Source organism: Oceanobacter sp. 4_MG-2023 (assembly GCF_030689165.1).
Lineage (GTDB): Bacteria > Pseudomonadota > Gammaproteobacteria > Pseudomonadales > Oceanobacteraceae > Oceanobacter.
Genome location: NZ_JAUYVV010000001.1, coordinates 185,207 through 211,359 on the forward strand (window position 1 = coordinate 185,207; position 26,153 = coordinate 211,359).

The 26,153-nt window shown below is 53.4% G+C and carries 21 protein-coding genes; 9 read left to right on the top strand and 12 right to left on the bottom strand.

The window, feature by feature from the left end:
* Positions 1–176 precede the first annotated feature (176 nt).
* Positions 177–1,358: an MFS transporter gene (locus Q8W24_RS00860; RefSeq protein ID WP_305474081.1), complete on the bottom strand. Its 1,182-nt coding sequence runs from the start codon at positions 1,356–1,358 to the stop codon at positions 177–179.
* 88 nt (positions 1,359–1,446) lie between these two features.
* On the opposite strand from Q8W24_RS00860, the gene Q8W24_RS00865 reads away from it, so the two are divergent.
* Both Q8W24_RS00865 and gloA read left to right on the top strand, forming a co-directional pair.
* Positions 1,447–2,334 (top strand): LysR family transcriptional regulator, encoded by an 888-nt coding sequence (locus tag Q8W24_RS00865; protein WP_303432955.1) that lies wholly within the window; start codon positions 1,447–1,449, stop codon positions 2,332–2,334.
* A gap of 171 nt (positions 2,335–2,505) precedes the next feature.
* Positions 2,506–2,910 (top strand): lactoylglutathione lyase, encoded by a 405-nt coding sequence (gene gloA, locus Q8W24_RS00870; RefSeq protein WP_303432956.1) that lies wholly within the window; start codon positions 2,506–2,508, stop codon positions 2,908–2,910.
* A gap of 114 nt (positions 2,911–3,024) precedes the next feature.
* On the opposite strand, the gene Q8W24_RS00875 is transcribed toward gloA, so the two are convergent.
* The 9 genes from Q8W24_RS00875 to dctP form a co-directional block, all read right to left on the bottom strand.
* On the bottom strand, positions 3,025–3,615 hold the full coding sequence (locus tag Q8W24_RS00875; protein ID WP_303432957.1) for a hypothetical protein: 591 nt from the start codon (positions 3,613–3,615) through the stop codon (positions 3,025–3,027).
* Positions 3,616–3,881: 266 nt separating this feature from the next.
* Positions 3,882–4,259, bottom strand: a complete 378-nt coding sequence (locus Q8W24_RS00880; protein WP_303432958.1) for a c-type cytochrome — start codon at positions 4,257–4,259, stop codon at positions 3,882–3,884.
* A gap of 323 nt (positions 4,260–4,582) precedes the next feature.
* Entirely contained in the window at positions 4,583–5,947 is a 1,365-nt protein-coding gene (locus Q8W24_RS00885; RefSeq protein ID WP_305413856.1) for a sodium:alanine symporter family protein, read from the bottom strand.
* Positions 5,948–6,434: 487 nt separating this feature from the next.
* On the bottom strand, positions 6,435–7,037 hold the full coding sequence (locus Q8W24_RS00890) for a peroxiredoxin (protein WP_303432961.1): 603 nt from the start codon (positions 7,035–7,037) through the stop codon (positions 6,435–6,437).
* A 213-nt stretch (positions 7,038–7,250) separates the two neighbouring features.
* The gene (locus Q8W24_RS00895) at positions 7,251–8,633 is read right to left on the bottom strand and encodes a sigma-54 dependent transcriptional regulator (protein WP_305474083.1); all 1,383 of its coding nucleotides are present in this window, start codon (positions 8,631–8,633) and stop codon (positions 7,251–7,253) included.
* 21 nt (positions 8,634–8,654) lie between these two features.
* Positions 8,655–10,838 carry an ATP-binding protein gene (locus Q8W24_RS00900; RefSeq protein WP_305474084.1) on the bottom strand — a complete coding sequence of 728 codons (2,184 nt, stop codon included), beginning with the start codon at positions 10,836–10,838 and terminating at the stop codon, positions 8,655–8,657.
* 66 nt (positions 10,839–10,904) lie between these two features.
* On the bottom strand, positions 10,905–12,311 hold the full coding sequence (locus Q8W24_RS00905; RefSeq protein WP_303432964.1) for a TRAP transporter large permease: 1,407 nt from the start codon (positions 12,309–12,311) through the stop codon (positions 10,905–10,907).
* 2 nt (positions 12,312–12,313) lie between these two features.
* Entirely contained in the window at positions 12,314–12,967 is a 654-nt protein-coding gene (locus tag Q8W24_RS00910) for a TRAP transporter small permease subunit (protein ID WP_305474085.1), read from the bottom strand.
* 69 nt (positions 12,968–13,036) lie between these two features.
* Entirely contained in the window at positions 13,037–14,044 is a 1,008-nt protein-coding gene (gene dctP, locus Q8W24_RS00915; protein ID WP_303432967.1) for a TRAP transporter substrate-binding protein DctP, read from the bottom strand.
* Positions 14,045–14,429: 385 nt separating this feature from the next.
* Here dctP and gcvT point away from each other — a divergent pair, with 385 nt between their 5' ends.
* The 5 genes from gcvT (at position 14,430) to Q8W24_RS00940 (ending at position 20,197) form a co-directional block, all read left to right on the top strand.
* Complete coding sequence (gcvT, locus tag Q8W24_RS00920) at positions 14,430–15,527, top strand: glycine cleavage system aminomethyltransferase GcvT (protein ID WP_305413857.1); 1,098 nt, start codon at positions 14,430–14,432, stop codon at positions 15,525–15,527.
* A gap of 242 nt (positions 15,528–15,769) precedes the next feature.
* Positions 15,770–16,156 (top strand): glycine cleavage system protein GcvH, encoded by a 387-nt coding sequence (gene gcvH, locus Q8W24_RS00925; RefSeq protein ID WP_303432970.1) that lies wholly within the window; start codon positions 15,770–15,772, stop codon positions 16,154–16,156.
* Between the two features lie 300 nt (positions 16,157–16,456).
* Positions 16,457–19,420: an aminomethyl-transferring glycine dehydrogenase gene (gcvP, locus tag Q8W24_RS00930; protein WP_305474086.1), complete on the top strand. Its 2,964-nt coding sequence runs from the start codon at positions 16,457–16,459 to the stop codon at positions 19,418–19,420.
* Positions 19,421–19,620: 200 nt separating this feature from the next.
* Entirely contained in the window at positions 19,621–19,791 is a 171-nt protein-coding gene (locus Q8W24_RS00935) for an acetyltransferase (RefSeq protein WP_305413859.1), read from the top strand.
* A 106-nt stretch (positions 19,792–19,897) separates the two neighbouring features.
* Entirely contained in the window at positions 19,898–20,197 is a 300-nt protein-coding gene (locus tag Q8W24_RS00940; RefSeq protein WP_370693289.1) for a type II toxin-antitoxin system death-on-curing family toxin, read from the top strand.
* Between the two features lie 145 nt (positions 20,198–20,342).
* Here Q8W24_RS00940 and Q8W24_RS00945 read toward each other — a convergent pair whose 3' ends face one another.
* Positions 20,343–21,506, bottom strand: coding sequence for a type III PLP-dependent enzyme (locus tag Q8W24_RS00945; RefSeq protein WP_303432974.1), 1,164 nt, complete (start codon positions 21,504–21,506; stop codon positions 20,343–20,345).
* 258 nt (positions 21,507–21,764) lie between these two features.
* Here Q8W24_RS00945 and Q8W24_RS00950 point away from each other — a divergent pair, with 258 nt between their 5' ends.
* Both Q8W24_RS00950 and Q8W24_RS00955 read left to right on the top strand, forming a co-directional pair.
* Positions 21,765–23,081, top strand: coding sequence for an acetyl-CoA hydrolase/transferase family protein (locus Q8W24_RS00950; RefSeq protein WP_303432975.1), 1,317 nt, complete (start codon positions 21,765–21,767; stop codon positions 23,079–23,081).
* Between the two features lie 180 nt (positions 23,082–23,261).
* Positions 23,262–25,106, top strand: coding sequence for an ABC transporter ATP-binding protein (locus tag Q8W24_RS00955; protein WP_303432976.1), 1,845 nt, complete (start codon positions 23,262–23,264; stop codon positions 25,104–25,106).
* A gap of 58 nt (positions 25,107–25,164) precedes the next feature.
* On the opposite strand, the gene Q8W24_RS00960 is transcribed toward Q8W24_RS00955, so the two are convergent.
* Positions 25,165–26,031 (bottom strand): crotonase/enoyl-CoA hydratase family protein, encoded by an 867-nt coding sequence (locus Q8W24_RS00960; RefSeq protein WP_305474088.1) that lies wholly within the window; start codon positions 26,029–26,031, stop codon positions 25,165–25,167.
* Between the last annotated feature and the right edge of the window lie 122 nt (positions 26,032–26,153).

Here is a 26,153-nt window from a genome sequence, read left to right on the forward strand (position 1 = left end):
TCTCCCGGCCCGGCTTCGCGGGTCGGAGTACGAGATGGTGCATATAAGTACTCCTCCCGCTCTCATTATCCGGCCCTGCATTTAGCCGTTTCAATGTCGGAGAGCCTGTGATAGCAGGTAGTCTCCAATCTTGAAGGCTTCATAACAGACCTTGGAGCCGGCCTCACAAAGTGAGTTTAATCCGTTGCCAGTTTCGCTAATGAATGAGAGTCTAATACTCCCGAAATACGCGTCAGAATAATGGCCAGCGCCACAATCAAAGCCCCAATCCAGGGAGTATCCATTAACGACAAATCTTCGACTATCACACCACCCAACATAGAACCTGCTGCCACTCCAAGATTAAATGCGGCAATATTCAGCCCCGATGCCACATCCACTGCATTCGGTGTATAACGCTCCGCCAATTGCACCACGTACACCTGCAAGACAGGTACGTTACCAAAGGCAAAAGCGCCCCAGAACAATACCGTCAACACCGCCAGTGCCGGGGTATTCGCGGTAAAGGTAAAAATCAGCAGTACCAGCGTCAGAGCACAAAAAATAATACTCAGAGCCTTGATGGGTCCATGAGAATCCGCCAGCTTGCCACCCCAGATATTACCGACGGCAACCGACACACCATACACCAGCAGCACCAACGCAATCGCATTGGGTCCAAAGCCGCTCACCTGCTCCAGAATCGGCGCAAGATAAGTAAACGCCGTAAAAGCACCACCATACCCCAGTGCCGTAATGAGGTAGACCAGTAATAACCGAGGCTCCATCAACACCTGAAATTGTTCACGCAACGTTGCTGGTGCAGATTGCACAAGATTCTTTGGTACCAGAACGGCACTTCCTATCAACGCAATAACACCCAATAACGAGACAGTCAAAAACGTAGCACGCCAACCAAAATGCTGACCAATCAAGGTACCCAGGGGTACGCCAGTGACCAACGCTATCGTCAGACCGGTAAACATAATCGCAATAGCGCTGGCCTCCTTGTCCTTGCTCACCAGACTGGTGGCAATGGTTGAGCCAATGGCAAAGAAAACACCGTGTGCCAAACCGGTAAGAATTCGCGCTGTAATCAGGCTTTCGTAACCCGGCGCTTGCCAGGCAGCCAGGTTACCCACCACAAACAACCCCATCAAACTCAATAACACGCTTTTACGAGACCAGCGCCCGGTCAAGGCCGTCAACACCGGGGCGCCGATAGCCACCCCAACCGCATAAAGGCTGATCAGCAAGCCCGATGATGGCAACGATACGCCCAGGTCTTGAGCGATGGTGGGAATCAATCCGACAATCACAAACTCGGTAGTACCAATAGCAAATGCACTCAACGTGAGTGCCCACAAAGCGAGAGGCATGAAATAACTCCTGAATTAATTTGCAGAGGAGTATGGGCAAAGATAATATTGCAAAAAACATCACAATAAACAAAAAACCTTTGCACTTATGACAAATATATCCAAGACGGATGATCTCGTCATTCTACTGGCAGTTTTCGATCTCGGCGGCTTCTCGGCAGCAGCCAACAGCCTTGACCACCCTGTTGCCAAAGTCACCCGTGCCATTCAACGACTGGAGCAACGGCTCGACACCAACCTGTTCAACCGCACCACACGCAAAGTCGAACCGACCGAAGAATGTATAGACTTTGTGCAACAAGTGCGCAAAGGTCTGGAGTATCTGGAACACGCAGAAGAAACGCTGCAATTACGCAAACAGGCACCATCGGGCTGGTTACGGGTGGATGCCGCCAGTCCGTTTATACTGCATCAAATCGTCCCTCTGGTGACTGAGTTCCAGCAGCGCTATCCGCTGATTACCCTGGAATTGGTCTCTAACGAGAGTGTTATCGACCTGATCGAAAAACGCACCGATGTCGCGATCCGGATTGGCCAGCTTGACGACTCTAACCTGCATGCCATCAAGCTTGGCCGCAGCCCTCTGCGACTGGTCGCCAGTCCCAATTACCTCAAGGTTCATGGCACACCCCAATCTATACAAGACCTGCATCACCACCGACTTATCGGTTTTACTCGGGGCAGTACACTGAATCATTGGCCACTGTCAGATTCGTTTGAAATACGCCCATCCATTGCCGCCAGCAGCGGAGAAACGCTGTTGCAACTCTGCTTGGCCAACCAGGGAATCGCGCTGATTTCTAACTTTATGGTAGCGGCGGCATTGAAGAACGGCGCACTGGTTGAAGTACTGCCAGGAGTCATCAATCGGCACAGCCCACGCCAGGAAGTACATGCTGTGTTTTACCGCAACACCACCCTGTCGAAGCGTATTTCAGTTTTTATTGATTTTTTAGCAACTCGACTGAGTCTGTAAAATTAATACGGCAGCCGCAGTAATCTGCTGCCGCTGCGACACCCGGGTTGCCTACACACCACGCAGTGGTTCATGCTTGCCGAGGTGATTACGCCACGATAACTTACCCAGCGTCCCGCAGAAGCGACGCATCATCACCATACCGACCCAACCGAATACAGAGAGGCCCCCATGAGAATGCTGCACACCATGTTGCGAGTAGGAAATCTGCAACGTTCCATCGATTTTTATACCCAAGTGATGGGCATGGACTTGCTGCGTCAGAACGATAACCAGGAATATCAGTACACCCTCGCCTTTGTGGGTTATCAACCCGAGAGTGAAGGCACGGTACTGGAACTGACCTATAACTGGGGCCAAAGTGAATACGATCTCGGCACCGCCTACGGCCATATTGCACTGGAAGTGGATGACGCGGCAGAGGCCTGTGAAAAAATCCGCGCCAGTGGTGGCAATATTGTCCGCGAAGCCGGCCCGGTTGCCGGAGGCAAAACCGTGATTGCCTTTGTTGAAGATCCGGATGGCTACAAGATCGAACTGATCGAAAAAACACCGGATTTCCCGATCGAGCTGTAAATAAACCTTGTGCCTTGCCTTCCCAAGGCAGGCGGCAAGCGATCGTCCGATTGACCGGTCGCTTGCGGTGTGGCCGCGGCGTTATGCTAAAACCCAGTGATTACTCACACCGGCTCAGACAGGCTGGGCAACGCCAGTCGTGGTGTTGCCCACAGCCGCAGTATCGGCTGTGGCACTGGCTGTCACATTGGCCGCGGCTTTTTTATTGGCCAGGGCATGCTGTTGGTCGCAGCTTGACTGGTCTTCTTCACATACCCGCCGCGTCAGGGCCAGAAAAGCCCCCAACGATGCCAGCAACAAGGAACAGGCCACCAGAATCGCAACCGGGTAATACAGATTACCGGCCAATTCCAGCTGGCTGTATTTGATGATCATAATCAGCGCTTCCAGCACCAGAGCAATACACACGGTACCAACAAAACGCGAAATCGTACGGCGCACACTGACAAAAACACTTTCCCCTTGCTCATCCGCAGTGTATTCCTTGCCGACCCCAACACCGAGTTCATACATGGCGAGGGCAATCACCAGGTTATTGATCGACTTGATAACATGAGTAATCAACTCAATTTCCGGATTCCCGACTCCCGAGAAAAAATCACTGACCGCAAGAAACACCAGCAGCAATGCGATCAAATGAAAAATGCCCGAAAACAACAGGGCGACCGCAGTTTTATACTCAAACAAGCGGGTACCTAACAGCATGGTAAAACCACCTCGACAATACTCAGAATAAAAATAATCCGGGCCTCACACAGGTCAGTACCGGCACTCATGACACATAGAATGCGATACCCCGGTTCGGCAGAGGTTCCCATAAATTCAGTTTGGGATAAGGCAGAGTGAAACATCAGGGCGGAGAGACCCCGGCAAAACAAACAGTAACCAGAGCAGATGGATACACCAGCTCAGCCCCACGGATACAGCGCATTCCCACCTGGGGCAGGGATGCGCATTTTGCTCAGACAACCTTACAGCGTTTTCAAATAAGCAATCAGGTAATCCTGCTCGGCCTTGTCGGTAATCGCGACATGACGCATACGGGTACCGGGTACCAAGGCTTCGTTATCCTGCACCCAGAGCCGTAACTTCTCTTCTGTCCAGCTAAACCCCGCAGCCCGCAGCGCATCCGAATACGCAAAGCGCGGCAAGGAGCCAGCCTGACGTCCAACAACGCCAGTCAGGCTTGGACCAAAGGTATTTTTGCTGGAATCTTCTGAATGACACGCATGGCAGTTTTGCGCGAAGACTACCTGGCCTTGAGCGGCACGCATATCATCCCCGGCATTCGCCAGCGACGCAGCCAGAGTAGCGGCACACAACAGCACAGAACCCAATGACTTTTTCATAACAACACTCCTGATAGAGACGGGAAACGATGGAATCCATCCAGTGTATGCAGTCGTGTTTGCTTGCCATCCTGTACTTCGGTACTGTTCCCGGGGCTCCTGTGAGACAGATCAATAAAATACGTATTTTGGTTTATTCAGGATTTACACCCGCGGGAAACGGGCGTTACCCAATGCGGCAGAGGCTCAACCCTGGCACCCAAATAAACCAGAGCATCAACCTGACTCACGCCATCAGATTGAACCAGACACCAGTCAGGCATCGCTTATATCAACCGGTCAAGCACAGCAGCTGGCTGGCAACGGCCAGCCAGCAAGTCAGGTTACTTTGCTGTGCTGTTTGTGCTGTTAAAGTACTCACGGGCCAGACGGAAGACCACCGGGCTCAGCAATGCCAAAGCCACCAGGTTTGGAATCGCCATCAAGGCATTGAGAGTGTCCGCCAGCAACCAGACAAAATCCATGCTGATCAGGGCACCAACCGGCACACTGAGAATCCAGACAATCCGGAATGGCATAATCGCTTTCACCCCAAACAAATATTCTGCACAGCGTTCGCCGTACAGGCTCCAGCCCAGAATTGTGGTAAAGGCAAACACCGCCAGCGCAATCGCCACCAGATAATTACCAACACCAGGTAATGCTTGAGCAAAGGCTGCCGATGTCAACGCCGCACCGGACTCACCGGAAGTCCACAAGCCAGAGGTCACAATCGCCAAACCGGTAATCGAACAAATAATAATGGTATCCAGAAATGTTCCCAGCATCGCAATCAGGCCCTGACGAACCGGGTCGGTCGTTTGTGAGGCTGCATGGGCAATCGGCGCAGAGCCCAGACCCGCTTCGTTAGAGAACACCCCTCGCGCCACACCAAACTGGATCGCAGCCCAAACCGCCGCACCGGCAAAGCCCCCTTCAGCAGCCGATTCGGTAAAGGCATACTGCATAATCAGGCCCAGCGCGGCGGGAATGGCTTCGACATTCACGATCAATACCGCCAACCCTGCACACAAATAACCGATCGCCATTAATGGCACCAAAGCACCGGCAACCGAGCCAATACGCTTGATGCCACCCAACAGTACAGCGCCTGTCAGCACCATCAGAATCAAGCCGGTTATCCAGCTCGGCAGAGCAAAGTTGCTCTCCAGTACCGCTGCGACCGAGTTGGACTGCACCGTATTACCAATACCAAAACCGGCGGCCATACCAAAAACCGCAAAAGCGGTGCCCATCCAGGCCCATTTGGCACCCAGTCCGTTCTTGATGTAATACATGGGGCCACCAACATGATTGCCCTGTTCATCCACTTCGCGATACTTCACTGCCAGTACCGCTTCGGAAAACTTGGTCGCCATCCCGACCAGCGCGGTACACCACATCCAGAACAAGGCACCAGGCCCGCCCAGAAAAACAGCCGTGGCAACGCCGGCAATATTCCCGGTACCAACCGTTGCGGACATCGCCGTCATCAAGGATTGGAAAGGAGAGATATCGCCTTCTTGACTATCTTCTTCGTTGGCCTGACGCCCCTGCCACAGCAAGCTGAACCCGGCTCCAATTTTAAAAATGGGTGCCAGTTTCAAGCCTATTTGCAAAAACAGCCCCACTCCCAGAATCAGCACCAACATCATTGGCCCCCAGACCACACCGTTGATAGCACCGACCCAACTGGTTAATACATCCATACTTATGCTCCGCCTTGATTACATTATTAAAATTCAAACAACGCCCCTTGCCTCACTGTCCAGCAGTCAAAAATCAATAGCCTTCAGTGGATATTTGAGCGTCAATTGATGCGCAGTAAAGTAAAAGAATTGGTTTGGTAAATGGCTTCGAATTCGCTATTTTTTCAGTTTAATCAACTGCAAAATACGACCGATAAAAAAGATAAGCCCAAAAAATACCTGCCAGCCAATAGAATCAACAATTATGACAATCTTCGTCCGTTATTGGAGCCAGCTGGCAGTGGCGTGGGGATACATCGGTAATACGGCAAAACCGGTTCAACGGACACAGACGGATTTGGCACAACGGACGCAGACGGAGCCGGCCCCAGGAAATTCAAAGCTGCAAAATCACCGTTATTCCGCTTAACCAGCGCCCATAAAAATGCCGGGTAACCTCACGGCAACCCGGCACTTTCAATCAGGTGTAGTCCAGCTTAACGCAAGATTACAAACCGTCAGCAGACTCAGACAGATACTTGGCAACACCTTCCGGAGAAGCCGTCATGCCTTTATCGCCTTTGCTCCAGCCAGCTGGGCAAACTTCGCCGTGCTCTTCGTGGAATTGCAGCGCTTCAACCAGACGTACCAGCTCATCAATGTTACGACCCAGTGGCAGATCATTGATGTTAGCCGCACGTACCATACCTTCCTTGTCGATCAGGAAAGCACCACGCAGCGCCACACCACCAGCGGTTTCAACGTCGTATGCTTTACAGATGGCGTGGCTTACGTCAGCCGCCATGGTGTATTTGACTTCGCCAATACCACCGTTATCGATGGCTGTGTTACGCCATGCGTTGTGAGTGAAGTGAGAATCGATGGATACGGAAATCACTTCAACACCCAGATCGCTGAACGTTGCCATACGCTTGTCCAGAGCGATCAGCTCGGATGGGCATACAAAGGTGAAGTCCAGCGGGTAGAAGAACACCAGGGCGTATTTGCCCTTGGTGGCTTCGGCGAAGTTGTATTCATCAACGATGGTTCCATCACCCAGTACGGCTGGAACTGTAAAATCAGGGGCTTGCTTACCTACCAGTACGCTCATATTTCTCACTCCATTTGTATTGAACATCTCAGCCGTGATCGGCCGTGTATCAAAATGATGCTGGGATCATACGCCACGCCAAGACACGGTCAAACCGGTGTTTGAATGAAAAGATCGAACGATTACTTTTTCCCATGCCTTTGATAGCAGCAGACTATCCCGGCTGTTTTGGTGGCTGTCAGCCCGATCTGGAGCCGCCCATGACAGCCTCTCTCAATCGCGATAATCCTGGGTGTTAATGCCGTAACGGTTGAGTTTCTGGTTGAAGGTACGGCGCTCAATACACAGGTCTTCCAGCACCGCCGCTACCTTGCCGTTATGTTCCGCCAGCTTGGAACGTATCAGCTTTTCTTCGTAGGCTTGCACCATATCTTTTAACGACTCCCCTGCGCCTACATCAAAGGTATTGTTGGTATCCAGTTCGATGGCGTTTTCGATATGTCGACAACCCCGGATGGCATAACGGGTAGCAACGTTGATCAGCTCCCGAACGTTACCCGGCCAGGAATATTGCAGCAGTACCTGACGGGTGTGAGAATCAGCCAGCCGATAATCGGTACCAAAATTGTCGCACTGTTGATGCGCGTAATACTCAAACAGCCGCTGGATATCCCCTTCCCGGTCTTTTAATGCAGGAATACGCAACTCCGCCACTTGCAGCCGAAAAAACAGATCCTGACGAAAAGCGGGGTTATTACGCAGCTCGTCCTTGGTCGCCGAGATCACCCGGCAATCGATGGCAATTTCCTGATTGGAACCAAGCGGGGTAATCAACTGATCGGATAACGCCCGCAGCAACTTTGCCTGAGTCGTCAATGGCAGACTTTCGATTTCATCCAGAAACAAGGTGCCGCCATTGGCGTGTTGCAGTTTGCCGGTACGGGCACTGCCGGCGTCGGTAAACGCGCCCTTGGCATGGCCAAACAATTCGGCCTCTGCCAGTTGCTCGGGAATGGCGGCGCAGTTGAGAGCAACAAACCGTCCGCTTGAGCGACGACTGAAGCGGTGTAACGAGCGCGCAACCAGCTCTTTACCAACCCCGGTATCCCCATAAATCATCACGGGAATATCCATCGGCGCAAACTGCAGGACATCGCTGCGCAAGCGATGAATGGCCTGACATTGCCCGACGATCACCTGTTCGATGGCGGCACCATTTTCCAATGACTGATGGGCTTGTAATAAGTTAAGGGCATGAAGACGCTTATCCACGGCTTTTTGTACCGCTGCCAGCAGATAATCGGTATCAAAGGGTTTTTCGACAAAATCCGTAATGCCCTGCTTCATGGCATCGACGGCAATGGAGATATCACCATACCCAGTCATCAGAATAACCGGCAAATCCGGGTCAATTTTGAGTGCCTGACAGGCAAACTCAAAGCCGTCGGCATCGGGCATACGCAAATCGGTCAGAATGACCATTGGCTGATTCACCGTCAGCCGTTTCAGCAAAGCGGCCGGCGAGGCATAGGTACTGATAAGTTGATACTCGACCGATAACAGGTCGGACGTATTGATCCGCACATCTTCGTCGTCGTCGATGATCACAATTTCAATATCGGCCGCACTCAGTGGCGACGCTTCAGTATCGGTCATTGAACAGCTTCTTTGTTATTGTCAGGGAACAGCCAAAGGCAATTGCAGGGTAAAGCGGGCACCGGTTTCAGCCCCATCATGACTGATGTTCTCAGCATGAATATCCCCGTGTTGCTGTTGCACAATCTCATACACAATCGACAACCCGAGACCAACGCCTTTACCCACTTCCTTGGTGGTGAACCAGGGGCTGAACAGATGCTCCATAACCGCATCATCCAAACCACCGCCATTATCTTCCACCACCAACTGAATATGACTGGCTGTTGCACTTAACTCAACCCGAATCCGGGGCGATGCGGTTTTTTCCAAGGCCTCCATGGCATTTTTAAGCAGATTGGAAACCGCCAGATCAAACTTGATGGCGCTCATGTTTACCCGGTTGGCCGGAGCCACCAGCCGATCGATCAATTCAATCTGGATCCCGCGCTCTTGCCATTGATCGTGATGCAAGTCGAGCATTTGCTGAATCAGGGTCGCCACATCCAGCAAGCCAATATGATTGCTGTCATCGTAACTGAAGCTCTTCAGTAACTGGATCACATCCCGCATCTTGCTGCCCAGAGGTTTTAACCGGGCGGCGGATTCCATCGCCCCGGACCAGTTTTCACGCTTGACCTTGCCTTCAATGGCAGCCACGGAACTGTTGATTGCCGCCAGTGGCTGGCTCAGCTCGTGCACAATGGTGGCCGCCATATTCCCCAGCGCTGCCGCCTTGCTCTTTTGCAACAACTCTTGTTGTGCCACCTTGAGTTCACGTGTCCGTTCGTCAACAGTGGATGCCAGCGACGCATTCAGCTTGACCAGCTGTTCTTCGGCCCGCTTGCGCCGCACAATATTGATCAGCGTCATCAGGTAATGCTCGCTGTTATCGTAATCCACCCGGGCCAATGCAAACATTACCGGCACCGGCGATTCACCAATACGTGTCCAGGTTTCAAAATACTGCGGCGTGCGCTGCAAATCGACCAGGTACGAGTCGAGCCCATCGAGGGATTTCAAGCGCAGTAAATCCACCACATTGGCAACGCCGTTTTCATTAAAGGAAGCACCGGCCAGCAACAGGTTTTCGGCATAGTCGTTCATCGAGGTAATGCAGCCTTCGCCGTCGAATACCAGCACGCCGATGTGAATATGATCGATCAAGCGCTGCAAGTCTTCACGGCGACGAATTTCTGTCTGGCGTACTTTGGCGCTGTAAACGGCCTTTTTCTGCCGCTCCCGCATCAGCAAATACCAGAAACAGCCCAGCAAACTGACAATAAAAAAACACGCCAGCGTCGGTAACAGTATTTGCCGGTGACTGACCACATGATGCAGCGTCCAGTCGGTACCATTCACAGGGAAATGATCCACCAGCCAGGTTTTACCATCCACTTTCCAGTAGTCCGCTCCTCCCGTTGGCAACATCGACAAGAAGGGGTCAGGCTGAAACAGCAGTTCATGATTTTCTTCCGGAAACTGGCGCTCGCGATACACCTGATTCAATTTTCGAATTGGCAACGGTGCTAACAGTCGATAGAGCCACTGGCTATCCGACGCCAGGATAATGACACCATTGGCATCACTCACCAGCACCCGGTCATGACTGCTCTCCCAACTGTCGAGCAAGCTGGCCAATTCCAGCTTGACCACCACCACACCGATAATACGATCATCAACCCGTACCGGTGAGGATATAAAAAAGCCCGGTATCCCGGTGGTCATGCCTTTGGCGAAATAAAACTGCCGCTCTCCCGTCGCCATGACACGGGCGAAATACGGCCGAAAACCATAATTATGGCCCACAAAACTACCGATTTTATCCTGATAGTTGCTGGCCGCTGTCACCCGTCCATCCGGGCGCAACACATACACAATATCGGCACCGGAACGACGGGCCGAAAAGGCCAGCTCATTGTTGGTCGTAAGGTCGTCCAACGTGGACTCGGAATAGGCTGAACGCAAATGAGCAATTATTTTCTCATTGCGCGCCAGCAAGGCAGGCAGGTATTCAAACTGATCGATCGAGGCCCGTAATGATTGCTCAAAGACGGCGGCCGAACGGCGATTGTCGGCCGAAACAGAAGCGATTTTCAGGAAATAGAAAACCAGAGTCACCAGCGTAATCAGCGCCAGCACCATCCATAACCAGCGCCGTCCAACCGGTGCAACAACAGAAGAGGTTAATGGGTTTTCAGCAGCCGCAGCAGAAGAAACGTTCACAGTAGCCAGTACTCGGTTGATAGCAAACTCCGGCAGCTGCCGCTGCCGGAGTGCAGGCCCGCCAGCTTACGCGTAGCCCATCAGTCCCGGCAACCACAACACAATTCCGGGGGCAGCGATCAACACGATAATCGTGAAGACATCCGCCACAAAGAAAGGTGTACAGCCGCGGAAGACATCCTGAACCGAACACTCAGGACGAACCCCCGCCACCACAAAGCAGTTAAGACCAATCGGCGGCGTAATCAGACACAGCTCCGCCATTTTCACCACAATGATACCGAACCAGATGGCGCAGCCTACCCCGGACACACCAAAGGCCGAATCCACCGCCGCAACATCAGGGCCACCGTTCAACGCCATCACCGCAGGGTACACGACCGGCAGGGTCAGCAGCAGCATGCCGATAGCATCCATAAACATCCCCAGCACCGCATAAGCACACAGGATAAACACCAGGGTCAGCATCGGGCTCTGGTCAAGACCGACCAGCCAATCGGAGAACGCCGACGGCAAATCGGCAAAGCCGAGGAAGCGCACGTACAGCAAGACACCCCAGATTATGGTGAAAATCATGACTGTCAGCTTGGCAGATTCCAGCAGCGCATCTTTCAGTTGGCTCAGCTTCATGCCCTTGTGCAAGGCCATCAGCAAGATCACAAACGCACCCAGAGCACCGGCTTCAGTCGGTGTACCAACACCGCCGTAAACACAGATACCAATGATACCGACAACAAACAGAATCGGTGATGCGCCCGGCAGCGTGGCGAAACGATCTTTCCAGGTAAAGCCGGTCACCGGTGGCCCCAGCTTTTTATTGGTCAACGCCAGCAAGATAACCAGACCGCCGTAAATAAACGCCGATACCATGCCCGGAATAAAACCGGCCATCAGCAAGGCACCAACATCCTGCTCCACAATAATGGCGTAAATCACCAGGATAGAAGACGGTGGAATCAACGATGCCAACGTTCCACCCGCCGCAACCACACCCGCCGCAAAGCGTTTGTCGTAGCCCAGCTTGAGCATTTCCGGTACCGCAATACGGGCAAATACCGCCGACGTGGCTACCGATGCACCCGACACTGCCGCAAAACCGGCGGTCGAAAATACCGTGGCAACCCCCATACCGCCGGGCAACCAGCCCAGCCATTTTTTCGCGGCATCAAACAGCGCCCGGGTCAGTCCTGCGTGATAGGCCAGAAAACCAATCAGAATAAAAGTGGGAATCAACGACAGCGCCAGTGACGATACCTTTGAATGCGGAATGGTACCGGCCATTTTAATGGCCACTTCAAAACCTTTTTCAAACCCCAGACGGGCTGAAAAAATCCACAACAAGCCCAGAAATCCAGCCAGTGCAGCAGCAAATGCCACCCGCAACCCCAGGATGACACACAACAGCATAACGCCAGTTACCCAAAGACCGATCGAGATCGGGTCCATGGCAGACATGGTTTCCCATAAACTCATACTCAGTCCTTCCCTTGTTCAGGGTTTGTATTTTCATCAATATCGAATGAAGCCGTAGCCACCGTTGCCGCTTCACGAGCCGCAACCACCGCCGCGCTTTCAACCAGAGGCACGGCCACCGGATTCGGAGAGCCGGAAATCAGCGCACGGCTATACCCCCAGGCTTGCAGAATCAGACGCAAACACAACAGCCCCAAAGCAATCGGCACCACCAGCTTGGAAGGCCAGGTCACCAGGCCAATATCAAACGAGGTATCACCATTCACAAATGCACGGTTAAAGTGTTTATACGAGCCGTACATCAGCAATACACTTAACACCAGCATCACCAGCACGGTGAACAATTCCACCGCCCACAACCAGCGACCCTTCAATTGACCAATCAGAATATCCATTCGGATATGACCACCATCACGCTGGGTATACGACAGCCCCAGAAACGCCATAAAGGCCATTCCCTGCTCTACCCAGTCGATGTAACCACTCACAGGCAGGTCAAAAAACCAGCGCCCCAGAATATTGGCCACCGCCATAAACACCAGCATCAAAATGACGCAGCCGCCCAATAACGACAGCAGAGACTCCAGCCGATAATAAAGCTGGTCAGCCCGGCTTAATACAGATTGATCGACCAGAACGGTCGCGCTTGCAGACATGGTCAGACTCTCTTTGCAAAAAAATCATCAGGGGAAAAGAGCCGGGAACCCGGCCCTTTCAAAAGGTACTTATTCGCCTTTGAACAAACCGGTGGTGTATGCCAGCAAGGCTTGGGAATCGAATTGTTTTTCGTATTTCAGCACCCAATCCTTACGTACCAGCTCAGCGACTTTATCCAGCATGGCCGTTTGCGCTGGCGTAAAGGTCACCTTGGTTACCTCGTGCTCTTGCAAGGCTTTTTCGTAACCGGCAACCGCATTGGTGTTGTAGTTTTCCACGTAATACGCCATCGCTTCTGGCACGGATTCCAGCAAGACTTTGCGGTAAGCAGGTTTCAGGTCTTCAAAGGCTTCGGTATTCATAACCACCGGACAATCACCAGAACCCAGGTTCAGGTTGGTGGTCGCCCAGGTACCGATATTGGTGGTATTGGTCGCCAGATGTGCGTGGGGAGCAAAGGCAGCAGCATCAATCACACCGGAATCCATCGACTGACGCACTTCACTGAACGGCACACCGGTTTTGATCGCGCCAAATTGCGTCAATACTTCCAGTACGCCACCCGGACCACGGGTCCGTTGACCGTCAAAATCTTCCAGCTTGGTCAGCACATCGCCTTTCGCCACCAGGTTGTACTGCGGCAGCGGTGTTGGCATCAGCAAGGTAGCGTTCCAGCGGGCCATGTCTTTCTTGACGATGGGATGTTGATACACCTTGGTGTAGATTTCAGCCACGCGGGCCAGCGAGACATCCTGCGAGAACGGCAATTCGTTCACCGTGATGGTCGGGTTTTTACCGGCATGATAAAACGCACAGAACTGCGCCATCTCGAATGCACCGAATGAAATACCATCAAGGTTTTCCTTGGCCTTGCTCAAGCCGCCATAGGAAATATTCATTTTGAACTCGCCATTGGTTTTTTGCTCAACCAGTTCGGCCAGTTTCTCTACGTTTTCAGTAAAGGCGCGTCGTTTACCCCACAGTGATACATTCCAGGTGGTGTCGGCCATTACTTCAGGAGCAATAAAAGACAGGGACAGGGCGGAAACAAGCGTGAGCTTTTTGAAGGTGTTCATTCGGTATTCTCCGATGTCGGGCATTATTGTATTTGTATCCTCCGACAAAGCAGTATTCGGGCCAAAATATAAGTTATTGATTTTTATAATATTTTTAATAAACCGATATTCGAATAGGTCAAAAAACTCCTGCCTTTTCTGCATAAAAAGGAATTTTTTTTCTCATTGTTCGATTTTTTCAGTCAGCTCCTGCAGCTGTATTTCCCCAATCGCCAGCCAATTCTGTTGCCCGACCGGATTTCAGGCGCTCAACATTCTCCGTGCAACTGCTGCGCGTACAGTGGCAAGGCTGTATACTGTCCGGCCATTTTTTACCGACCAGATCAGTACTTTATTACCTGTAACTGGCGGGTAAATCCCACAACATGTGACAACAGGACGCTCCATGGCCAAACGTACTGCATTGTATGCAAAACACCTGGAAGCCAATGCCAAGATGGTAGACTTCGCCGGGTGGGAAATGCCGATTCACTATGGTTCCCAGATCGTCGAACACAAGGCCGTTCGCGAACACGCTGGTATGTTTGATGTATCGCATATGACTATTGTTGATCTGTCTGGCTCCGACGCCACCGATTACCTGCAAAAACTGCTGGCCAACGATGTCTCGCGCCTGCAGGAAAAAGGCAAGGCACTCTACAGTGGCATGTTGAATCAGGATGGCGGCGTGATCGACGACCTGATCGTCTATAAAGCCGACAGCGGTTATCGCCTGGTGGTCAACTCCGCTACTCGCGCCAAGGATCTGGAGTGGATGGAAAAAAACCTGCATGGTTTTTCCAATATCTGCCTTACCGAACGCCCGGAACTGGCCATGCTTGCCATCCAGGGGCCGCAAGCCATCGCCAAGGTCAAGCTGGTCAAACCGGAAGCAGCCACCGCCATTGATGGCCTGAAAGTCTTCCAGGGCCGGGGACAGGCCGAATGGTTTTACGCCCGCACCGGTTATACCGGTGAAGACGGTCTCGAAATCATGGTGCCCGACGCCGAAATTGCCGCCTTCTGGCAATCGCTGCTGGAAGCCGATGTCCAACCTTGTGGACTGGGCGCCCGTGACACCCTGCGCCTGGAAGCCGGCATGAACCTGTACGGCAACGACATGAGCGAAACCGTTAGCCCGCTGCAAGCCAATATGGCCTGGACGGTTGCCTGGGAACCGGCCAGCCGCGACTTTATTGGCCGGGCAGCGCTGGAAGCTGAAAAAGCCGCAGGCGTACCCACCAAGCTGGTTGGCCTGATTCTGGAAGGTCGCGGCATTATGCGTTCGCACCAGAAAGTGATTGTCGACCTTGGCACAGACGGTCAGGGCGAAGGCGAAATCACCTCCGGTACCTTCTCACCAACGCTGGAATGCTCCATCGCCATGGCCCGGGTGCCGAAAGCCACCGGCGATCATTGCCTGGTAGACATTCGAGGCAAGCAGGTCCCCGCCAAAGTCGTTAAGCTGCCCTTTGTACGTAACGGCAAAAAAGTCTGCGAATAAAGACTAACGTCTGACGGGAGCATTGCCCCAGGCAATTCTCCCGACGACAATACGCAGTAAACTATCTACCTGATGATTTTTTAACAACTCACTCACTGGTGTTGCAACAGTACGGTCAACCGCCCGCGTTATCCTTTTATGGACGGGTAAAACGGCGAGTCGGACACGGTTTACACCAGTAACCGTTATCGGCTCTCACGTTTTAGCGCCACACTGGCAATGCCGAAGCCTGGAGAAAACCAATGGCCAATGTACCCTCAGATCTGAAATACGTCGCTTCTCACGAATGGGTGCGCATCGAAGCCGACGGCACGGTGACCATCGGCATTACCGACTTTGCCCAGGAAGCACTGGGTGACGTGGTATTTGTTGAATTACCCGAAGTGGATGCCGAATTCGATGCCGATGCCGAATGCGCAGTGGTCGAGTCTGTCAAGGCCGCCTCCGATATCTATGCACCACTGGCCGGTAAAATCATCGCCGTTAACGAAGACCTGGTCGATGCGCCGGAAAAAGCCAACGAAGACCCATACGGTGAAGCCTGGTTCTTCAAAATGGAACTGGCCAACGCCGCTGACCTCGATGGCCTGATGGACGCCGCGGCCTACACCGCCGCATGCGAAAGCTGAGCTGTGGCTGTGATAGTGCATTAACCGGTGCAACAGGGTAACGCGGGCTTGCGACCCTGCTGCACCATTAACATCTCTTGCGGGATACCGATTCAGACCGCCGGATGACGATCGATCGATACAGTCTGTTTCGCTGTATCCATACCGATCGGTCGCCTGCGGCCTCTGCCAATCGACACATAAATACAAGGTATGCATCGGATGTATTAGCACATAGCGTGACTTATACACCCGGCTGACACGCCAGACGAACCTCTGACCCTTCAGGGGTTCTTTGCTTTTACTGAGGGTAACTTCTCAATGACACAAACTCTGTCACTGCAACAGCTGGAACAACACGACGCTTTTGTCGGTCGCCATATCGCCTCCAACGGCACCGGCCCGGATCAATCAGAAGCCGCCGCCATGCTCGCCGCTGTAAACGCCGACTCCATCGATGCACTTACGGCTGAAATTGTCCCGGCCGACATTCTGCGCCCCCCCTTTCTGGACATCGCTCCCAGCAAGACAGAGTTTGAAGCGCTGAACTACCTGCGCCGTCTCGCCACCCAGAACAAGGTCTTCAAAAGCTACATCGGGCTGGGCTATCACGACACCCTGATGCCGCCAGTGATTCTGCGCAACGTGCTGGAAAACCCAGGCTGGTACACCGCCTACACCCCCTATCAGCCCGAAATAGCCCAGGGTCGCCTCGAAGCGCTGCTGAACTTCCAGCAAATGATCATCGATATGACCGGCATGGAACTGGCCAACGCCTCCCTGCTGGATGAAGGCACCGCCGCCGCCGAAGCCATGGCCATGTCCAAACGCTCGGTCAAGAAAAACAAATCCAACACCTTCTTTATTGATGAAAACTGCCTGCCACAGACCATCGACGTAGTCAAAACCCGCGCCGCCGCCTTTGGCTGGGATATTCTGGTTGGCCCCGCCGACGATGCCGCCAGCGCCGACGTTTTTGGTGCCCTGTTCCAATACCCCGGCAAGCAGGGTGACGTGCGTGACTTCACCACCATCATCGATGCTCTGCATGCCAATCACGCCATGGCCACCGTGGCCACCGACCTGATGGCATTGGTAGCGCTGAAAGCTCCCGGTGAAATGGGAGCCGACATTGTTCTCGGTAACGCCCAGCACTTTGGTGTACCCATGGGTTTTGGTGGCCCACACGCAGCATTTTTTGCCACCCGTGATGCCTTCAAGCGCTCCATTCCTGGCCGGATTATTGGCGTCTCTATTGATGCCCAGGGCAAACCGGCATTACGTATGGCCTTGCAAACCCGCGAGCAACATATTCGCCGCGAAAAAGCCAACTCCAACATCTGTACCGCCCAGGTCTTACTGGCTAACCTGTCGTCGTTCTACGCGGTTTATCACGGTCCCAAAGGCCTGAAAACCATCGCCGCCCGTATCCACCGGCTAACCGATATCCTTGCCGCCGGACTGACTTCAGACGCCGCTCAAACCGCTGGGGTCACACTTGCCAGCAGCAGCTGGTTCGACACTCTGACCCTGCGTGTCAACGACCGCGCCGCCGTACTGGCCCGCGCCGAAGCCGCACAACTCAACCTCCGTGACGACGCCGCACTGGGATTAACCCATGCCGGTCAGCCAGCCGATACACTGGGCGTCACCATCAGCGAAAAAACCAGCGCTGCCGACATCGAACAGCTGTTCGACGTTATTCTCGGCAACCAAAATCACGGCCTGGATGTATACGCCCTCGATGCCGACATTGTCACCAGCGCCGCTCAAGGCCGCTCATCCATTCCGGCCGAGCTGACCCGGACCAGCGACTTCCTGACGCATCCGACCTTCAACCAGTACCACAGCGAACACGACATGCTGCGCTACCTGAAGCGGCTGGAGTCCAAGGATCTGGCCATGAACCACAGCATGATCACCCTCGGCTCCTGCACCATGAAGCTCAACGCCACCACCGAAATGATCCCGGTGACCTGGCCAGAATTCGCCAATATCCACCCCTTCGCGCCAGCTTCCCAAACCCAGGGCTATGAAGCCATGATTGGCGAACTGGACGACTACCTCAAAGCCATTACCGGCTTTGATGCCATCTGCATGCAGCCCAACTCCGGTGCCCAAGGTGAATACACCGGCTTGCTGGCCATCCGCAAATACCACGAAAGCCGCGGCGACGGGCATCGTAACGTTTGCCTGATTCCACGCTCTGCCCACGGCACCAACCCCGCCTCCGCCCAAATGGCGGGTATGCGTGTGGTTGTGACCAACTGCGACGACCAGGGCAACGTTGACTTCGACGATCTCAAAGCCAAAGCCGAAGAGCTAAAAGACCAGCTCTCCTGTCTGATGCTGACCTATCCATCGACCCACGGAATTTACGAGCAGGGCGTCAAGGAAATTTGCGCACTGATCCACGCCAACGGCGGCATGGTCTACATGGACGGCGCCAACCTCAACGCCCAGGTCGGCATCACCCAGCCCGCCTTTATCGGCGCTGACGTCACCCATATGAACCTGCATAAAACCTTCGCCATTCCACACGGTGGCGGTGGCCCCGGCATGGGCCCGATTGGCGTGACCGCGGCACTGGCACCCTTTGTGGCCAACCATACCGTACGGCCGATAGACAACGCTGCTCAAGGTAATGGCGCGGTTTCTTCCGCTCCTTATGGCTCCTCCAGCATCCTGCCTATCAGCTGGATGTATATCACCCTGATGGGCGGTGACGGCCTGCGTCTGGCGACCCAGAACGCCCTGCTGAAAGCCAACTACCTCGCCCAGCGCCTGAGTGACCACTACCCGATTCTGTACTCCGGCCAGAACGGCCGCGTCGCCCATGAATGCATCGTTGACCTGCGCCCGATCAAGGCCGCCAGCGGCATCACCGAAGTCGATATCGCCAAACGCCTGATGGACTACGGCTTCCACGCCCCCACCATGTCATTCCCGGTGGCTGGTACCTTTATGATCGAACCGACGGAATCCGAGTCCAAGGCCGAAATCGACCGCTTCGCCGATGCCATGATCGCCATTAAAGCTGAAATCGACGCCATTCAACGGGGCGAACTCGACGCCGACAACAACCCGCTGAAAAACGCCCCGCACACCGCCGAAATCGTCACGATTGGAGACTGGGATCGCCCCTACAGCCGTGAACAGGCGGTGTACCCAACCCACCAGCTCGGCGCGCATAAATTCTGGCCGTCTGTTGGCCGGATAGATGATGTGTATGGTGATCGCAACCTGATTTGTTCTTGTCCGGCGATTGAAAACTACGAAGACTGATACAAAGCAACAGCCACGGATATAGGGACGTCTTCCGTGGCTGTCCTTATATTCTGCGGTAACAAACGGAGCCCTCATGGACATGGACAGCGCCGCTCCCTACCGTTACGTCATTCTGAATACGCCAATGCAAGCTTTGTTATTTCTGGACACATTTTTACTGCCGCTCCATACTCATTGTTCTTAATGAGGTAATTGTGATGAACGAAAAAATTGCTCGTTACGGTGTGAAACCAGTTCAACGCCCCAAAATCAAAGCCGACCGCCAGCTCGACCTGAGTGGTGAAGAAGGCAAGAAAATCATCCAAGCTGAAACCCGTTCAGTACTCAAAAAACACGCCAAAACCTTCGCCAAACTGGCTGACATGTAACCATGGGGATTATTCTGATCCCATTCGAACGGGTGATAGAAGTCAATACCTGTATTTTACAAACTGAACCGGGGCACAAAACAAAGGTCCGGTAGATACAGGAAAATTGCAGGGGGCATTAGGCAGAATAGAGACAGCCATTCACTACAACGGTCTCGATGACGTCTTTGAAATTGCTGGCCTGTATGCTGAAGTCATCGCAAATTCCCATGCCTTGCCAGATGCGAACAAACGCACTTCTCTGGCCATTGCTCTGGAATATTTATCGTTACATGATTTCGAAATCAACCAGGACAACGATCTACTGGCCGACGCAATCAGAGACTTGGTACTTGGAGAGCTTTCAGCCAAGGACATCGCCGATTTGCTTTATTCTCAATATGATTCTGAGCAAGAACGTCACTGAAAGATAAGTCATCAACAAACACGGACGAGCCCTCATGGACATGGACAAAACCGGTCCGTCCCGACGTGACATCAATCAAATTACAAAATCATTATTCCTGGATTGCCACGAATATAGAGACGCCCTCCGTGGCTGTCCGTCAGATTCAGATGCAATACGCCTGTAACGGCGGGAAGCCGTTAAATTCCACCGCGCTGTAGGTGGTGGTGTAAGCCCCGGTAGAAAACCAGTACATACGATCCCCCATCGCCAGATTCAGCGGCAGTTGATATTTGTAATCTTCATACAAGATATCAGCGCTATCGCAGGTTGGCCCGGCAATCACGCACTCTTCTGCTTCGCCTTTTTTCTCAACATACAGGGGGTACTTGATCGCTTCATCCATGGTTTCAATAAACCCACCAAATTTACCAATGTCGGTGTACACCCATCGGTGTAACCCAAATCGGGTCTTGCGGCTGATCAGCACCACTTCACTGACCAACACCCCCGCATTGGCTGCCAGCGAACGACCCGGCTCCAGGATCACTTCCGGGAAGTCATCACCAAAATCTTCTCGCAGATAGCGGGTAATTTCTTCGGCGTAGGTTTCCAGATCGTTGGTGCGGCTAATATAGTTGGCCGGAAAACCGCCCCCCAGGTTGATCATTTGCAGCTTGATGCCATCTTCTTCTTGCAGTCGTTCGAAGATCCATTTCACTTTCGCGATGGCGGAGTCCCAAACACCTATTTCACGCTGCTGGGACCCCACATGGAAGGAAATACCATACGGCACCAACCCCAGATCACGCGCCAGAATACACAGATCCAGCGCCATATCGGTCTGACAGCCAAATTTGCGCGACAACGGCCAATCGGCGGTTTGGGCACCCTCGGTCAGAATACGAATAAATACCCGGGCACCGGGAGCCGCACGGGCAATATTACGCAGATCGGCTTCGCTGTCGGAAGCAAACAGAGTGACACCCTTGTCAAAAAAGTAGCGGATATCAGCCGCTTTTTTGATGGTATTACCAAAACTCACCCGATCACCAGACACACCCAATGCCAACACCTTGTCCAGCTCATACCGTGATGCCACATCAAAATTACAACCACGTTGCTGCAATATCGCCAGCAATTCCGGGGCCGGGTTGGCTTTCACGGCATAGTAGGTTTTGGCGTACGGAAAACAGTCCAGCAAGGAATCCAGTTGCCGGGCAAACAGCTGTGTATCAATCACCAGGCAAGGGGTTTCCTGTTGATCGGCAAAGGCTTTGATGCGCGCAAAGGTATCGGCGTCGTAGTAATCTTCTGGTTGAGTGAGCATCTGGCTCGTTGTCTCCTCGAATAAGATCCGTCAGCATGGGTGCTGATTGGGAGGCGCAAAGATAGGGTTATTTACGAGAAGTAAAAGCGCTATTTTTTTCTCTTTACGATCACAGAATATGATCAACATCGGCAGCCGCAAGCAATCACCCAAACCTTGATCCAGATCGTCTCAATACTGCCGTATCAGTGGCAGATGATGCTATAAAACCCATCGATTACTATTTCCTCCTGACCCGCTTAACCCAAAGGACGCCTTATGAGCTGGAATGATTTGTATATGGAAAAACGCCTGACGCCATCACAGGCTGCGGAGCGACTGAGTGATTGCCACAACCTGATTCTCGGTATGGGAGTCGCCATGCCACCAGCGCTGATTACGGCGATTGCGGATGCCTATAAAAACGATGCCCTGCCTGCACTTAACATTTATTACATGCACGGCTCCGCAACGTTGCAAGAACAACTGCTGACCCCTGCCATGCGGGGTAAATTTACACCTCGTTGCCTGTTTCTGAGCAGTTATGACCGTCTGGCTGTCAAGAACAATGCCGACCACCCCTGGATCGAGTTTGTCCCTTCGTCGTTTCACCAGGTAGGCCGGATGTTGACCGAAAACATCAGCCCGGATTGTCTGATGGTGACGGTGTCGCCGATGGATAAACACGGCTATTTCAGCCTCGGCACCAACGCCGATTACAGCGCCACGGTGATCCGCAAAGCCCGCAAGGTGATTGTCGAAGTCAATCACCATATGCCGCGTACCTTTGGTGAATGTTCGGTGCATATTTCAGAAGTTGAAGCGCTGATCGAAGCCGATGTGCCACTCACCGAGCTGCCAGACGCAGCCGCATCCGATGTCGACTGGGCCATTGCCCGTCAGGTCGCGGAGCGGATTGATAACGGCGACACGCTGCAAATGGGCGTTGGTGGTGTACCCAATGCGGTCTTGTCCATGCTGGAGCACCACCAGAACCTGGGGTTGCATTCGGAGTTGTTTTCTCCGGCCATGGTCAAGCTGATCAAGTGTGGTGCCCTGAATGGACGCCTCAAGCGTGTCATGCAGCACAAACACGTCTTTACTCTGGCACTGGGCGATCGGGCGATGTTTGATTTTATGGACGATAACCCGTCGATCGTGGGCTTCCCGGCTTCCTGGGTAAACAATCCCAGCGTGATCCGGGAAAACCCCAATATTGTCTCGGTCAACTCCGCCATTGAGGTGGATATCACTGGCCAGATCAACGCCGAGCAGATTCTTGGCCATCCGTTCTCGGGCACCGGCGGCCAGCTGGACTTTGTTCGTGGGGCTTACGGTTCCAAAGGTGGCCGTTCGTTTGTCGCCCTGCACTCCACCGCCAAGCACGACAACCTGAGCCGGATTGTGCCGCAGTTGACCGGCGGCACTGTGACCGATACCCGGATGGATGCCCATTATATCGTCACCGAATACGGCAATGTCTGCCTGAAAGGCATGTCGATCCCGCAACGGGTAAAAGCGTTGATTGGTATCGCCCATCCCAAGTTCCGAGAGGAGCTGACACAGCAAGCCATCCAGCTGGGATACTGTCACTGACCCCAGTCCGCCGTGCGGCACCCACACGCACGGCCAGTCTGTTCGAACAGGGCAATCCATCGAACAGACTTATCAAGGTCACGTCTCTGGTTTAAGGTAGCGGCTTTCGTGAATCAGGCCATTGGGCCAAACCCGCCTTTCTGATTCACTCTGCCTGACGAGTGTCCGAGCTTTTATCCTATGCTGAATTTTTTCGAACGATTGGTTAACCCTTTCCCACCAGAGCAACCGGAACAGCCCCCCAAAGGCCTGTATGCCTTTTGTCGCCATTACAGTCATGGAGTTGAGATTCCACTGGTCTGCATGTCATTGCTGACGGCGCTGGCAGCGATTCTGGAGGTATCCCTGTTTGGCTTTATGGGTAATCTGGTTGACTGGTTATCGGAAAAAAATCCCGATACCTTTTTGCAGGAAGAATACGCCAGCCTGATCGGCATGGCGCTGGTGATTCTGGTGCTGATGCCATTAACCAGCTTTCTGCATTCGGCGCTGGTGCACCAGACCCTGATGGGCAACTACCCGATGAAAATTCGCTGGCTGGCACACCGTTATCTGTTGCGCCAGAGTCTGGCTTTTTATCAGGATGACTTTGCCGGACGTGTCGCCACCAAGGTGATGCAATCGGCCCTCGCCGTGCGCGAAACCGTCATGAAACTGCTGGATGTACTGGTCTATATCCTGGTGTATTTCACCGCCATTATTGTGATGGTCGCGGCAGCCGACTGGCGGCTGATACTGCCGATGCTGGGTTGGCTGCTGGCCTATGTGCTGATCCAGATCTATTTTGTACCACGACTCAAACGGGTTTCGGCGGCACAAGCCGATGCCCGCTCACAAATGACCGGCCGCATCGTCGACAGCTACACCAATATCCAGACCGTCAAACTGTTTTCCCACAGCCAGCGTGAAACCGCCTACGCCCGTGAATCAATGACTGGATTTATGGACTCGGTACACCAGCAAATGCGACTCGGCACCGGTCTGAATGTCGCCGTGCAATCCATCAACTACTTGCTGGTATTTACCATAGCAGCCCTGTCGATCTGGCTCTGGATGGAGCACGCCATCAGTGTCGGCGCCATTGCCATTGCAGTCAGCCTGGCCTTGCGTATCAACGGCATGTCGCAGTGGATTATGTGGGAAGTCGGCACCCTGTTTGAAAACCTGGGCACCGTTTCCGATGGCATCAATACCTTGTCGACACCATTGAGTGTGCTGGACAAACCGGACGCCCAGGCACTGACCGTCCAACGTGGAGAAATCACGCTGGACAAGGTCAACTTCCGGTATCAGGGCATCGACTCCGACACCCACCGGCAGATTTTCAGTGATCTGGACATTCACATCCAGCCAGGTGAAAAAATTGGTCTGGTCGGCCGCTCAGGGGCAGGCAAGTCCACCCTGATCAACCTGTTGTTACGGTTTTACGATATCGACAGTGGCACCATTCGTATCGACGGCCAGAACATTGCCGACGTTACCCAGGACAGCCTGCGCGCCAATATCGGCATGATCACTCAGGATACCTCGTTGTTACACCGCAGCGTGCGTGACAATATTCTGTATGGTCGCCCGGATGCCAGCGAAGCAGATATGATAGAAGCGGCTCGCAAAGCCGAAGCCCTCGACTTTATTCACGGCCTGCACGACCCTTATGGCAACAAGGGGTTTGATGCCCAGGTCGGTGAACGTGGTGTCAAACTGTCGGGAGGCCAGCGCCAGCGGATCGCCATCGCCCGGGTGTTGTTGAAAGATGCGCCGATCCTGATGATGGACGAAGCAACTTCGGCACTGGATTCTGAAGTCGAAGCGGCGATTCAGGCCAGCCTCTACAAACTGATGGAAAACAAGACAGTGATCGCCATTGCCCACCGGCTGTCGACCATTGCCGCCATGGATCGCCTGCTGGTAATGGATCAAGGCCGTATTGTCGAACAAGGGTCTCATCAGCAACTGCTGGCTCAGGGCGGAATTTACGCCCAGCTCTGGGCTCATCAGACCGGTGGATTTATTGGCGAAGACTGATACCTCTTACCTCTCTGCCATGCCATACAGGTAATCAAGCAGCACAGTCCTACTGATCTTAGCGCCGCGGCTCAAAGGGTCGTGGCTCTTTCGAACCTTTATTCAGGCCATTCTTCATCGCTATTTGCTGGTTTTTACGCCCCAGCAAACCGTATTGCAGCCAACGCTCCAGTCGTAACGCCGACCATTCGCCTCGCTTCCAGCCTTGATTAAACAGCCGCTTGGTCGCCACAATCGCGTCCGGCGACTGCTGGGCCAACTTCTGGGCCAGAGCCATGGCGGCATCCATCGGCGTCTCACTCACTTGCGTTACCAGTCCATATGACTGTGCTTCCGCAGCATCGAACACCCGTCCAGTCATGGTCAGTTCTTTGGCAATATCCTGACGTGTGAGATTGGTCAGGCTGGTCAGAATACTCATATCCGGTATCAACCCCCATTTCATTTCCATAATGGAAAAACGGGTTTGCACATCGGCAAAACGAAAGTCAGCCGCCAACGCCATCTGCAAGCCACCACCAAAACAGTTGCCGTGCACCACCGCAATCACGGGCACCGGCAAGTCTCGCCAACACATGGCAATTTGCTGGGCCAGATTGGTTTTGCTCCAGGGCCATTTCAGCAGCAGATTGGGAATCATCCAACGGTCCTTGCTGGCCGCCGCAAAATCCAGCCCGGCGCAAAACGAATCGCCCCTGGCGGCCAATATCACCACCCGGATCGAACGATCCCGACGAATATCACGGGCACACTGAATCAACTGTTGGAACATGGGCCGATCCAGCCCGTTCAGTTTATCCGGCCGGTTCAGATACACCACGGCGATGTGCTGACTCACCTCCCAGGTCACACGCGGCGCAGAGGGTGAGCTAGTCGATGGGGAGGAAGAAGTCATGGCATGCAGTTCCGGCAGAAAGAGTGCCATCATGCTTCCACAAGAGGGTAACGGCGGCTATGACCAGAGAGGACAAAAACCGTCCTCTATCGTACAAAACCGGAAGCAATGTCTCGTTATGGAGATACCAGCAGCCCACTGCTGGCCAGAGA